The organism is Wenyingzhuangia heitensis, assembly GCF_011762155.1.
In the GTDB taxonomy this organism is placed as follows: domain Bacteria; phylum Bacteroidota; class Bacteroidia; order Flavobacteriales; family Flavobacteriaceae; genus Wenyingzhuangia; species Wenyingzhuangia heitensis.
The window spans coordinates 708,870-722,271 of the sequence record NZ_JAASQL010000001.1; the positions used below are offsets into that span (position 1 = coordinate 708,870).

Annotated in this window: 10 protein-coding genes; 9 read left to right on the forward strand and 1 reads right to left on the reverse strand. The window is 32.6% G+C overall.

All coding sequences use genetic code 11. From position 1 onward, the window contains the following. Nucleotides 1-57: 57 nt before the first annotated feature. Nucleotides 58-504, reverse strand: coding sequence for a hypothetical protein (locus tag FHR24_RS03005; protein WP_167183664.1), 447 nt, complete (start codon nt 502-504; stop codon nt 58-60). Between the two features lie 133 nt (nt 505-637). Here FHR24_RS03005 and FHR24_RS03010 point away from each other — a divergent pair, with 133 nt between their 5' ends. From FHR24_RS03010 to FHR24_RS03050, 9 genes are all read left to right on the forward strand, one after another. Further along, nucleotides 638-2,674, forward strand: coding sequence for a YgiQ family radical SAM protein (locus tag FHR24_RS03010; RefSeq protein ID WP_167183667.1), 2,037 nt, complete (start codon nt 638-640; stop codon nt 2,672-2,674). A gap of 263 nt (nt 2,675-2,937) precedes the next feature. After that, entirely contained in the window at nt 2,938-4,554 is a 1,617-nt protein-coding gene (locus FHR24_RS03015; RefSeq protein WP_167183670.1) for a mechanosensitive ion channel family protein, read from the forward strand. A gap of 440 nt (nt 4,555-4,994) precedes the next feature. Next, nucleotides 4,995-5,609 carry a GNAT family N-acetyltransferase gene (locus FHR24_RS03020; protein WP_167183673.1) on the forward strand — a complete coding sequence of 205 codons (615 nt, stop codon included), beginning with the start codon at nt 4,995-4,997 and terminating at the stop codon, nt 5,607-5,609. Nucleotides 5,610-5,800: 191 nt separating this feature from the next. Next, on the forward strand, nt 5,801-6,997 hold the full coding sequence (locus tag FHR24_RS03025) for an argininosuccinate synthase (RefSeq protein WP_167183676.1): 1,197 nt from the start codon (nt 5,801-5,803) through the stop codon (nt 6,995-6,997). 74 nt (nt 6,998-7,071) lie between these two features. Next, nucleotides 7,072-8,049: an N-acetyl-gamma-glutamyl-phosphate reductase gene (gene argC / locus FHR24_RS03030; RefSeq protein ID WP_167183679.1), complete on the forward strand. Its 978-nt coding sequence runs from the start codon at nt 7,072-7,074 to the stop codon at nt 8,047-8,049. 87 nt (nt 8,050-8,136) lie between these two features. Further along, entirely contained in the window at nt 8,137-9,264 is a 1,128-nt protein-coding gene (locus FHR24_RS03035) for an aspartate aminotransferase family protein (protein ID WP_167183682.1), read from the forward strand. 187 nt (nt 9,265-9,451) lie between these two features. Beyond that, entirely contained in the window at nt 9,452-10,411 is a 960-nt protein-coding gene (locus tag FHR24_RS03040) for an N-acetylornithine carbamoyltransferase (RefSeq protein WP_167183684.1), read from the forward strand. A gap of 114 nt (nt 10,412-10,525) precedes the next feature. After that, complete coding sequence (gene argB / locus FHR24_RS03045; protein ID WP_167183686.1) at nt 10,526-11,308, forward strand: acetylglutamate kinase; 783 nt, start codon at nt 10,526-10,528, stop codon at nt 11,306-11,308. A gap of 995 nt (nt 11,309-12,303) precedes the next feature. Continuing rightward, a complete protein-coding gene (locus FHR24_RS03050) occupies nt 12,304-13,365 on the forward strand; it encodes a M20 family metallo-hydrolase (RefSeq protein WP_167183689.1) in 1,062 nt (353 codons plus the stop codon). Nucleotides 13,366-13,402: the final 37 nt, after the last annotated feature.

Below are 13,402 nucleotides of genomic sequence, written 5' to 3' on the forward strand. Positions count from 1 at the left end.
CTAGGTTAATAGCAAAATAAAAGGTCGACTATTGAATAATAGTCGACCTTTTATTTTTTAAGCTTCTTTTTGATGGTGCTTTCTTTTAAATCCTTCTTTTCTAGCATGTCTCATTTTCATTTTATGATCGTGTTTCTTTTGCATTCTTGTCCAAGTTACATATTGGTCTTTGTCTAAAATGTCTTTCATTAATTTATTTAATTTAGCTTGTTCATCTAAGTGAGACATTGCTAAATTGTATTTTTCGTCAGAAGATAAATCTTTACGACTCTCTTTGTTTGCTTTTCTGTCAGCCATCTTTTTTTCCATTTCACGAACATTAACAGTTATAATAGGAGTAATTTTAGTTACTTGTTTTTCTGATAAGTCCAAAGCAACAGTCATTTTTTTAACCATTAATTGTGTTTTTTGTTCTGCTGTAAAATCATTTTTTAAATGATGTCTTTTTTGAGCACTAATAGAAAGTGTAATAAGAAGTGCGAATAATAAGCTTACTTGTTTCATAATAAAATATTTTTAATTGTTATACTACTTTGACCTACATAGTATTAAATAGTTTTTAAACTCTGTAATTATATTTAATAACTACTGTTTTGTAGTTTGGTGACATTTAACTTTTTCCCCGTATCTTTGCATTATGGAACAAGAGTTAAGATTATCAAGCTGGTTGCCAACCACTAAAAAAGAATGTAAAATTAGAGGTTGGGATGAATTAGATGTCATTCTATTTAGTGGAGATGCTTATGTAGATCATCCATCATTTGGACCTGCAGTTATTGGTCGTTTGTTAGAAAGCTACGGATTGCGTGTTGCTATTGTTCCACAGCCAAGTGTTAATGACAACCTACAGGATTTTGAAAAATTAGGAAAACCAAGACTGTTTTTTGGAGTTACGTCTGGTGTTATGGATTCTATGGTGAGTAATTATACTGCTAGCAAACGCAAAAGAGATAAAGATGCGTATACTCCTAACGGAGATATTGGTTTTAGACCTGATTATGCTACCATTGTATATTCCAAAATTTTAAAAGAAAAATACCCAGATACTCCAGTTTTAATAGGAGGGATAGAAGCTTCTTTAAGAAGAGTTACACATTACGATTTTTGGTCAGATAAATTAAAACCAAGTATTTTAAAAGAATCTGGAGCAGATATTTTAGTATACGGAATGGGAGAACAACCATTAAAAGAGATTGTTACTCTAATGCAAAAAGGAGTGCCTTTTAGTTCTTTAAGAACCATTAAACAAACCGCTTATTTGCAGTCTAAAAATGAGCCTTTACAAAAAAATAAAAATTGGGTTGATAAAAGACTAAGTTCTCACGAAGCTTGTTTGGCAGACAAAAAAACGTTTGCAGCCAATTTTAAAGTGGTAGAGCAAGAGTCTAATAAAACGTATGGAGGTAGAATTTTACAAAACATAGAAGAAGATGTTTTGGTGATCAATCCACCATACCCAACTATGTTGGAAAAAGAGATTGATGCTTCTTTTGATTTGCCTTATACACGTTTGCCACATCCTAAATACAACAAACGTGGACCAATCCCTGCGTTTGAAATGATTAAGTTCTCAATCAATACACACAGAGGGTGTTTTGGTGGATGTAGTTTTTGTACCATATCTGCACATCAAGGAAAGTTTATAGCAAGCAGAAGTAAAGAATCTATTTTAAAAGAAGTAGATCAGGTAGCAAATATGCCAGATTTTAAAGGGTATTTGTCAGATATTGGAGGTCCATCGGCCAACATGTATCAAATGAAAGGAAAGGTGCAAGAAATTTGCGACAAGTGTGTAGCTCCATCTTGTATTAATCCTGTTATTTGCTCTAATTTAGATACTTCACATGCGGCGATGACCGATTTATATCAGTCGGTAGATAAACATCCTAAAGTTAAAAAATCATTTATAGGGTCTGGGATTCGTTACGATATGTTAGTGCCAGATTTTAATAAAAATGCAGATCCAAAAGAATTAGAAGATTATACAGAAGAGGTAATTACCAATCATGTATCGGGTCGTTTAAAAGTAGCACCAGAGCATACATCAGACAAGGTGTTAAAGCTAATGCGTAAACCTTCATTTTCTAACTTTCACGATTTTAAAAAGATATTTGATAAAATCAACCTACGTAAAAAATTGAATTTACAGTTGATTCCTTATTTTATTTCAAGTCATCCTCAGTCTGAATTAGAAGACATGGCGAATATGGCTGCAGAAACTAAAGATATGGGATTTCAGTTAGAGCAAGTACAAGGATTCACACCCACTCCTATGACAGTAGCTACGGTTATTTACTATAGTGGTTACCATCCTTATACTTTAGAAAAAATGGACACCCCTAAAACGGCTCAAGAAAAAGAAGAACAACACCGTTTTTTCTTTTGGTATAAAAAAGAAAATCAAGCTTGGATTCGCAAATCTTTAACCAAAATAGGAAGGTCAGATTTGTTGAATAAATTATTGCCTACAGGAGGGAAAACAGGTTATAAAAAAGATTTTAAAGCTAAAAATACTTTTGATGATACCGTGGATGTACCAAAAGGAATTAGGACTAAAAACTCTAAGCCTACTAGAGGAAAAAGAAATCAGGATGGTTTTGTAAGTGTTTTAGACAAGAATAAAAAAACAGAAGAACCTTACAGAAAACGAAAACCTAAGAAAAGAAGAAGATAAAAAAAGTGCTTTGTGTAAAATACATAAAGCACTTTTTTTGATTTTTTTTTAAATTGAATTAAACCTTTTAAAACTGTTTTAGTCTTAATAGTGATTGCAAATTTTTTTGGTTAGTAAATTTGTAATTTTTTAATCATACTCAAGATAATTGATTAAAGATTTGGTTAGTTTAGGGCTCCTAGCATTATATGTTAGGAGCTTTTTTTTGTTTTAATAAAAAGCAAATAGCTATTTTTGAGTTTATAAAATTAGACTTGTTTATTATGAAAAAAATAGTACTGTTTTTGGTGTTGTTATCTGCATCATTATTTGGCCAAACATCCGATGATGTAAAAGTAGATTTATCGAGTCCTTATAAAACAATTTTTACACACTTACATTTTTTACAAGCGGATAGTTACGATGAAACCAAAGCTGCTCAAACAATTTATGGAGAGTCTGTAGAGAAATCTATAGAAATAGCTGTAAAAATTAAGCAGGTTTTAGATGGTAAAGGATTAAAGGTGGATATGAAATCTTTACCGACCAATTCAAAATATCAAGATACTATTTCTAAGGTAGAAATCAGAAATCAGTATATTTTGTTTCCTAAACAATTACCTGAAATTTATTTAGAAAAAATTAACGGGAAATGGTACTACAGTCAAGATACCAAAGAACAAATTTTTGCAGTTTACAAACAAGTTTTTCCTGTTGGTACAGAATTTATCAAAAGTATAATTCCTAACGTTGGTCATGAAACCTTTTTAACTATTGAGTTATGGCAGTATGTAGGAATCTTGTTTTTTATTGTTGTAGGAGTATTGTTGTTTTGGGTTTTAAATAAATTAATCTTTTTTATATTAAAAAGAATAGAAAGCTTTTTTATGCGTTTTGCACACGATTCTTTAAGTAAAACGTTAGATAAATTATCTAGACCTGCAGCTTTGTTAATTGTGTTTTATTTAATAGAGGTTTATATAGCCGTGTTACAATTTAATATAGATGTTAACTCTTTTTTAATTAAAGGTCTAGAAATAGGACAAATTGTTTTATGGATTTATGTTTTTTTAGAAATTGTAAGTGTACTTATAGAAGTGTATGTTTCTTATACGTCAAGAACCGAAAGTAAGTTAGATGATCAATTAGCACCTATTTTAAGCAGGTTGTTAAAAGTGATTGTTGTTTTTGTAGGGATTCTAAAAATGTTAACCATTTTTGGAGTAAATACAACAACAGTTATAGCAGGTGCATCTATAGGAGGTTTGGCCGTTGCGTTGGCATCACAAGATACAGTTAAGAATTTAATAGGTACGTTTATGATTTTCTTAGACAAACCTTTTCAAATTGGAGATTGGATAGAAGGTGGTGGTGTAGAAGGAACCGTAGAAGAGGTTGGTTTTAGATCTACCAGAATTAGAGCTGTAGATACATCTGTATACACAATTCCTAACAGTAAATTATCAGAAATTGTAATTAATAACAAGGGATTAAGACAATATAGAAGATACCAAACCAAATTAGGAATTAGATATGATACTCCTCCAGAGTTGATTGAAGCTTTTGTAATTGGAGTTCGGAAAATTATAGAGTTACATCCAGAGACATTAACAAAATCCTACAATGTTGAGTTTGTCGGTTTTGGAGATTCTGCTTTAGAAATTTTAGTAAATACATATTTCTTATCTTTAGAATGGGGGGTAGAACAATCTTCTAAGCACAGGTTACACATGACCATTTTAAAATTAGCTTCAGATTTAGGAGTAGATTTTGCATTTCCTTCTCAAACGGTGATGATTGAACAATTTCCGGAAAAGAAAGAGTTAAATGGAAGTTATGAAACAAATGCAGAAAAAATAAATCAAATTCTAAAAGATATAGAAAACGGCTTTGCTAATTAGATTGTTTTTTTGGTTTAAATTTACGGAATTAATAAAAAAATATATTTATATTTGAGTATGTTTGAAATAAATGAATTTTGTTTTGTTAAAGTCATTGTTTCGTAATTAATTGATTTAATTATATTCATGTTGATTATTTTTTCGCTGTTGAGCTGGTTACTCAACAGCGATTTTTTTTGCAATTGTTTTTTTAGGAATAGCAATGATTATTTTCTCTATATTAATTTATAATTGTATTTTTGCATCCTATTTTTATGAACAACTATGCATCAGGCAGTTAATATATTATTTTCATATGCTTCAGGTATTATTACCTGTAGTACTGCTATTGTGTTTATTCGTAGGCGACGAATTAGGGAATAGCCTGTTGTAACAGGGTATTCAAATCTTTTTAACACTAATTAATATCTAAATACGAAACCAAAAATTAAAACACAATAATGAAAATTATAACTGCTAACAAATCACATTTTAAATACGCTGACATTATTTGCGATACCATTGAGACCTCTGCAAGAGTAAGAGGAACAGGTATTGCAAAAAGAACCCCAGAGTATATTAAAAAGAAATTAGAAAGTGGTGATGCTGTTATTGCATTAGACGGAGTAAAGTTTGCAGGTTTTTGTTATATAGAAACGTGGGAAAATAAATCTTATGTTGTGCATTCTGGTTTAATTGTACATCCCGATTATAGAAATCAAGGATTGGCAAAAAGAATTAAATCTAAAATTTTTGAATACTCTAAAGAAAAATATCCAGAGGCTAAAATATTTGGAATTACAACTGGTTTGGCTGTAATGAAAATTAATTATGAGTTGGGATATAAGCCTGTTACTTTTTCAGAGCTTACTAGAGATGAGGCTTTTTGGAACGGATGTAGGTCTTGTAAAAACTTTGATATTTTAGAACGCAACGAGCGTAAAATGTGTTTGTGTACAGGTATGTTACATGATCCCAAAGAAGTGGAGCGTAAAAAAATAACCAAAGAACCAAGTTGGGAGTTTAAAGCAAAATTGGCCAAGTTAAAAGATAAAATCTTTCATAAAAAAGACTAGTTTTTGTTTAAAAAAATGAATTCTATTCAGGATTCGTGTTTTCAGTTGTTAATTTTTAATGTTTCATTCACATTCCGTATTTTTGCGGACTGAATATTAAATCATTACCATATAAGGTAGTTTTGGTTGTTAAGTATTGTTAGGATAAAAGTTCTTAACTATGCTTTAGCACCTTTTAAAATATAAATATCATGGATAAAGTAGTATTGGCATATAGTGGAGGTTTAGACACTTCGTATTGTGTAAAATATTTAATCAACGAGTTAAAGTTAGAAGTACATTCAGTTTTGGTAAATACAGGTGGTTTTACCAAAGAAGAATTAGCTACTGTTGAGAAAAAAGCTTACGAAATGGGAGTAACCTCTCACGAGAACAAAGATATTTTAGAAAAATACTATGACAAAGCCATTAAGTATATGGTATATGGAAACGTATTAAAAAATAATACCTATCCATTATCAGTATCGGCAGAACGTGTTTTTCAATCTATAGAAGTTGTAAAATACGCAAAGTCTATAGGGGCAAAATACATCGCACATGGTTCTACAGGAGCAGGAAATGACCAAGTTCGTTTTGATATGATTTTTCAAACCATTGCACCAGAAATAGAAATTATTACACCTATCCGTGATTTAAAATTATCTCGTCAAACAGAAATTGATTATCTAAAATCTCACGGAGTAGACATGAACTGGGAAAAATCTAAATATTCTGTAAATAAAGGGATTTGGGGAACATCAGTTGGTGGAGTAGAGACCTTAAAATCTCAAAAAGCATTACCTAGCGAAGCGTATCCAAGTCAATTACAACGTAACGATGAGGAAGAAGTAACTTTAACTTTTGAAAAAGGACAGTTAGTTGCTTTTAATGGAGTTAAAGATACTCCAGTAAACAATATTTTAAAGTTAGAAGCTATTGCAACTAAGTTTGCCATTGGTAGAGACATTCACGTGGGAGATACTATTGTTGGGATTAAAGGACGTGTTGGTTTTGAAGCTGCGGCTGCTACTGTGATTATTAAAGCACATCACTTATTAGAAAAACATACGTTGTCTAAAGCACAACAAATTACCAAAGAAGGTTTGGCTACTACTTACGGAACATTTTTTCACGATGGTCAGTATTTAGAACCTTTAATGCGTAACATAGAGCAGTTTTTAGAAGATTCTCAAAAAACGGTTTCGGGTGATGTATATGTAACGCTAAGACCTTATCACTTTATTGTAACAGGAATAGATTCTAAGTACGATTTAATGGCTTCTGGATTTGCAGATTACGGTGAAGAAAACAATGCTTGGTCTAGTCAAGATGCCAAAGGATTTATTAAGATATACGGAATGCAAAACAAAATCTTTTACCACGTAAATAAAGATTTGTTAGAGGCATAACAAATTAGTTGATGTTTAAAAGTTGTTAGGTGATCGAGCGTAGTCGAGATCATATAACTTTAAAAACTAAAAAAATGATAAAAACAGGAATAGTAGGAGGAGCTGGTTATACAGCAGGAGAGTTGATCAGATTGATTATGAATCATCCTGAGTTGACTTTAGATTTTGTGTACAGTACTTCTAATGCTGGAAATAAATTATATAAAGTTCACGCGGATTTATTGGGTGATACGGAACAAGATTTTACAGATACCATCAATCCTGATGTAGATGTATTGTTCTTGTGTTTAGGACACGGAAATTCAACAGCATTTTTACAAAATAATACATTTTCAGACAGTACAAAAATCATCGATTTAAGTAATGATTTCCGTTTGAATGCAGATGCAAATTTTGAAGGGAAAGATTTTGTATACGGATTGCCAGAAGTAAGTAAAGAAGAGATTAAAAAAGCAAAATACATTGCAAACCCTGGTTGTTTTGCTACTTGTATTCAGTTTGCCTTATTGCCATTAGCAAAAGCTAAAAAATTAGGAAACGATATTCACATCAACGCAACTACGGGAGCAACAGGAGCTGGAGTTTCTCCAACGGCTACGTCTCATTTTCCGTGGAGAGATAATAACTTTTCGGTGTACAAACCTTTTACACACCAACATTTAGGTGAAATTGGTGAGACTTTAGAAATGTTACAAGGTTCTAAGGCGGGTGATTTGTTCTTTATTCCAAATAGAGGAAATTTTAGTCGTGGAATTTTTGCATCAATTTACACCAAGTTTGACGGAACTTTAGAGGAGGCCAAAGAAATATATACTCAGTTTTATGCAGATGCACCTTTTGTACATATTACAGATGTGCCTGTAAGCATGAAACAAGTAGTGAACACAAACAAATGTGCCATTTCCTTAATCAAACACGGAGACAATTTGTTGATTTATTCAGCCATTGACAACTTGTTAAAAGGAGCTTCAGGACAAGCCATTCAGAACTTAAACTTAATGTATGGTTTTGAAGAAACGCTAGGACTGAACTTAAAAGGAAGTGCTTTTTAGCCACATCGTGGCATTTATAGATCATCGAGCGGAGTCGAGGTGATAAACGCTAATAGCTATTGCTAAAGGCCAAAAGCTAATAAAAAAATGAAATTATTTGACGTTTACCCATTATACAACGTAACTCCTGTAAAAGCAGAAGGGGCTTATGTTTGGGACAAAGAGGGAGATAAATATTTAGACTTGTATGGAGGTCACGGAGTGATTTCTATTGGTCATACACATCCACATTATAAGGCAACTTTAGAAAATCAATTAAGTAAAATTGCTTTCTATTCTAATGCGATTCAGAATCCATTACAACAAGAGTTGGCAGATAAACTTGGAGAATTGTCTGGTTGTGCAGATACGCATGAATTGTTTTTGTGTTCTACAGGAGCAGAAGCCAATGAAAATGCCATTAAAGTAGCTTCTTTTTACAATAAAAAGTCAAGAGTAATTGCTTTTAAAAATGGATTTCATGGACGTACTTCTGCAGCAGTTTCGGTAACAGACAATCCAAAAATTATTGCTCCGGTAAACGCACACAACCCTGTGACTATTTTACCGTTGAATGATGTTGAGTTGGTAAAATCTGAAATAGCTAAAGGCGATGTAACCGCTGTAATTGTGGAGCCTATTCAAGGAGTAGGAGGATTAGATCAGCCAACCACTGAGTTTTTACAAGCAGTAAGAAAAATCACCAAAGAAAATAACGTGTGTCTTATTTTAGATGAGGTTCAGTCTGGTTACGGACGTTCAGGAAAATTCTTTGCACACCAACACCACGGAGTTCAAGCAGATATTATTCCAATGGCAAAAGGAATGGGGAATGGTTTTCCTATTGGTGGAGTGTTAATCGCGAAGCATATTGAATCTTGGTACGGAATGTTAGGAACTACTTTTGGAGGTTCTCATTTAGCTTGTGCAGCAGGAATTGCAGTGCTTGATGTGATGAAGCAAGAAAATTTAATGCAAAATGTACAAGAAATCAACACTTATTTTAAAGAACAGGTTGCTGATTTACCAAATGTAAAACAAATTAAAGGACAAGGATTAATGCTTGGTTTAGAGTTGACTTACGAGGTTGCTGAACTACGTAAGAAATTAATCTACGATTATAAAATATTTACAGGAGGAGCTAGTAACAAAAACTTGTTACGTATTTTACCTCCTTTAAATGTAACTAAAACAGATATTGATGTGTTTATTAAAGCACTAAAAGAATTGTTGTAAAAGTCAGTTCTCGATACGATTTTTTATGTAACAATATTATTAAAATTTAAAAGTCACACTAAACTATTAGTGTGGCTTTTTTGATGAAGATTAGTTCGTATATCAAGTACTCGTTTTTCCATTTCAAATTCCGTAATTTTGAGATTCATTTATAGAATATTTTAAGATTCAAAGAATCCACATTTATATGAAACATTACACTTCCATCCACGATTTATCATCGATTAAAGAAACGGTAAAAGAAGCCATTGCTTTAAAAAAGAATCCATTACAAGACCAAGCTTTAGGGAAAAATAAAACTATTGGATTGTTGTTTTTTAACAACAGTTTAAGAACACGTTTAAGTACACAAAAGGCTGCGTTAAACTTAGGAATGGAACCTATTGTAATGAATTTTGGTGCCGAAGGTTGGCAGTTGGAATTTGAAGATGGTCGTATTATGGATCAAGGAAAATCCGAGCACGTAAAAGAAGCGGCTGAGGTAATTTCTCAATACTGCGATATTATTGCCATTCGTGCTTTTGCTGGTTTAGAAGACAAAGAAAAAGACGAAGCAGAAGAAGTATTGTCTGCTTTTATAAAATATGCTACGGTTCCTATTTTAAATATGGAGTCCTCGGTTGGGCATCCTTTACAAGCCTTGGCAGATGCCATTACGATTGAAGAATACAAACCTAAAAAAGAAAAATTAAAAGTAGTGTTGTCATGGGCACCACATCCACGTGCGTTGCCACATGCAGTAGGGAATTCTTTTGCAGAAATGATTTTGGCTCACGAAGATGATTTTGATTTTGTAATTACACATCCCAAAGGATATGAATTAAATCCGGAGAGAACTAAAGGAGCAACTATTGAATACGATCAGAAAAAAGCCTTTGAAGGTGCAGATTTTATTTATACTAAAAACTGGTCTTCTTATAACGATTACGGAAAAGTAGCCAATACAGATAGCTCTTGGACCATTACTGGAGATAAGATGGCAGTAACAGACAATGCAAAATTTATGCACTGTTTACCGGTTCGTAGAAATGTAATTGTGGCAGATGAGGTGATAGATTCTGAAAATTCTATTGTCATCAAACAAGCAAACAACAGAACCTATTCTGCGCAAATTGTATTAAAGAAAATATTAGAAAATTTAAAATAAGGTCATCGAGCGGAGTCGAGATGTTTTGTTCTCGACTCCGCTCGAACACCGAATTAATCTAATTTATTTCGAATGTTTTTCGAAATGAAGTCTAGGGAAATGTATTAAGAAAAGATGAGTAAACAAAAATTAACCATCGTAAAAGTAGGAGGAAACGTAATTAACAATCCAGAAGAATTGAAACGTTTTTTAACGGATTTTGCTACTTTAGAAGGAAATAAAATATTAGTTCACGGAGGAGGAAAACGTGCCACGCAATTGGCGGGTGATTTAGGAATTGAGGCTAAAATGATCAATGGTCGTAGAGTGACGGATGAAGCAACCATTGAAATTGTAACCATGGTTTATGCAGGCTTACTAAACAAAAACATTGTAGTTGCGTTACAAAGTGAAAATTGCAATGCTTTAGGATTGTCTGGTGCAGATGGAAATTCTATTCAGGCACATAAAAGAATTGTAGTTGATGTAGACTACGGTTTTGCAGGAGATGTAGATGGAATTAATGCAGGGAATATTGCAACGTTTATTAAAGGAGGAATGACTCCCGTTTTTTGTGCCATTACACACGATGGAAAAGGACAATTGTTAAACACAAACGCAGATACCATTGCAAGTACGATAGCTGTGGGAATGTCAACTTTATATGATGTTTCTTTAGTGTACACTTTTGAAAAAAACGGAGTGTTGACTTCTATTGATGATGATGACTCTGTGATTACGGATATCAACTCAGAAAAATATAGCCAGTTAAAAGCAGACGGAATTATTGCAGATGGAATGTTGCCAAAAATGGAAAATTGTTTCAATGCTTTGCAACAAGGAGTTTCAGAAGTAATTATAGGAAATCCAACGGTAATTAAAAATAAAGAACAGTTGTTTACAACTTTGACTTTATAAGATAATTTGTTCTTGACTCCACTCGAACACCTTTTGATAATGTTTAATATCAGTGGTAATCGAGCGGAGTCGAGATGTAAATAGTAGTTTGAAATAAAAGTTCTCGATACAAATTCAAACCACTACGTTAACTGAATTCACTCGAACTGACAAAGCAAATATAGAATGTCACTTCGAGTAATTTTGAGGAACGAAAAATTGTATCGAGAAGTATGTTAAATATATTATTGACTCCTAACGAATACCTAAGATCATCAATGGGAGTCGAGATGTAAATAGTAGTTTGAAATAAAAGTTCTCGATACAAATTCAAACCACTACGTTCATTGAATTTACTCGAACTGACAAAGCAAATATAGAATGTCACTTCGAGTAATTTTGAGGAACGAAAAATTGTATCGAGAAGTATGTTAAATATATTATTGACTCCTAACGAATACCTAAGATCATCAATGGGAGTCGCGATGAAAGTAGTTTGAAATAAAAAGTTCTCGATACAAATTCAAACCACTACGTTCATTGAATTTACTCGAACTGACAAAGCAAATATAGAATGTCACTTCGAGTAATTTTTGAGGAACGAAAAAAATGTATCGAGAAGTATGTTAAATATATTATTGACTCCTAACGAATACCTAAGATCATCAATGGGAGTCGCGATGTAAATAGTAGTTTGAAATAAAAGTCCTCGATACAAATTCAAACGACTACGTTAACTGAATTCACTCGAACTGACAAAACAAATATAGAATGTCACTTCAAGTAATTTTGAGGAACGAAAAATTGTATCGAGAAGTATGTTAAATATATTATTGACTCCTAACGAATACCTAAGATCATCAATGGGAGTCGCGATGAAAGTAGTTTGAAATAAAAAGTTCTCGATACAAATTCAAACCACTACGTTAACTGAATTCACTCGAACTGACAAAGCAAATATAGAATGTCACTTCGAGTAATTTTGAGGAACGAAAAATTGTATCGAGAAGTATATTATGATAGAAACACTACAAAAAGATGCATTAGCATTATTACAAACATTAATAACAACACAATCTTTTTCAAAAGAAGAAGAACCCACAGCAGAGATTTTATCGAATTGGTTGATAGAAAGAGGTGTTGAAGTTAAACGTGATTTGAATAATGTTTGGGCAACCAATAAATATTTTGCTGAAAGCAAACCAACGATTTTATTAAATTCTCATCACGATACAGTAAAACCAAACCAGGCATATACCCGTGATCCTTTTGAAGCAAAAATTGAAGGTGATAAATTATATGGACTAGGTTCTAACGATGCTGGAGGTTGTTTGGTAGGCTTACTATCGACATTTGTATACTTCTACGATAAAAAAGAGTTAAAATACAATTTTGTGATGGCTGCCACTGCTGAGGAAGAAATTTCCGGGGAAAACGGAATTGCTTATATGCAAAACATTATGCCTAAAATAGATGTAGCGATTGTGGGAGAACCTACCTTGTTAGATTTAGCCATTGCAGAAAAAGGTTTGGTGGTCTTTGATGGAAAAGTAACAGGTACTCCAGGGCATGCTGCACATATTCCAAATCATCAGAATCCAATATTTAAAGCGTTAAAGGATTTAGAGTGGATTAATTCTTACAAGTTTCCAAAAGTATCAGACTTTTTGGGAGAAGTAAAAATGACCGTTTCTCAAATCAATGCGGGAGCTCAACACAATGTCGTACCCTCAGAATTAACTTTTGTGGTAGACTGTAGGGTAACCGATCAATATACCAATGCAGAAATTGCTGAGATTATTGCTGTAAATACAGAATGTGAGGTAATTCCTCGTTCATTAAGATTAAACTCATCTTCTTTAGATCCAAATCACGAATTGGTAAAAGCAGGAATAGCTTTAGGAAAAAAGACTTATGGTTCTCCAACGTTGTCAGATCAATGTAGATTAACTTGTCAATCTGTAAAATTAGGGCCTGGAGATTCTTTACGCTCTCATTCAGCTGATGAATTTATATATGTAAAAGAAGTGTATGATGGAGTCTCTTTTTATATTGATTTACTATCAAAAGTGGTTTAACTTAACTTTTTACAATCAAACTCAAAAAACTATCTTT

Excerpts from the sequence above, each read along its gene's own strand:
- FHR24_RS03005 (WP_167183664.1), bottom strand. The coding sequence starts at position 504 with ATGAAACAAGTAAGCTTATTATTCGCACTTCTTATTACACTTTCTATT.
- FHR24_RS03010 (WP_167183667.1), top strand. The coding sequence starts at position 638 with ATGGAACAAGAGTTAAGATTATCAAGCTGGTTGCCAACCACTAAAAAA.
- FHR24_RS03015 (WP_167183670.1), top strand. The coding sequence starts at position 2,938 with ATGAAAAAAATAGTACTGTTTTTGGTGTTGTTATCTGCATCATTATTT.
- FHR24_RS03020 (WP_167183673.1), top strand. The coding sequence starts at position 4,995 with ATGAAAATTATAACTGCTAACAAATCACATTTTAAATACGCTGACATT.
- FHR24_RS03025 (WP_167183676.1), top strand. The coding sequence starts at position 5,801 with ATGGATAAAGTAGTATTGGCATATAGTGGAGGTTTAGACACTTCGTAT.
- argC (WP_167183679.1), top strand. The coding sequence starts at position 7,072 with ATGATAAAAACAGGAATAGTAGGAGGAGCTGGTTATACAGCAGGAGAG.
- FHR24_RS03035 (WP_167183682.1), top strand. The coding sequence starts at position 8,137 with ATGAAATTATTTGACGTTTACCCATTATACAACGTAACTCCTGTAAAA.
- FHR24_RS03040 (WP_167183684.1), top strand. The coding sequence starts at position 9,452 with ATGAAACATTACACTTCCATCCACGATTTATCATCGATTAAAGAAACG.
- argB (WP_167183686.1), top strand. The coding sequence starts at position 10,526 with ATGAGTAAACAAAAATTAACCATCGTAAAAGTAGGAGGAAACGTAATT.
- FHR24_RS03050 (WP_167183689.1), top strand. The coding sequence starts at position 12,304 with ATGATAGAAACACTACAAAAAGATGCATTAGCATTATTACAAACATTA.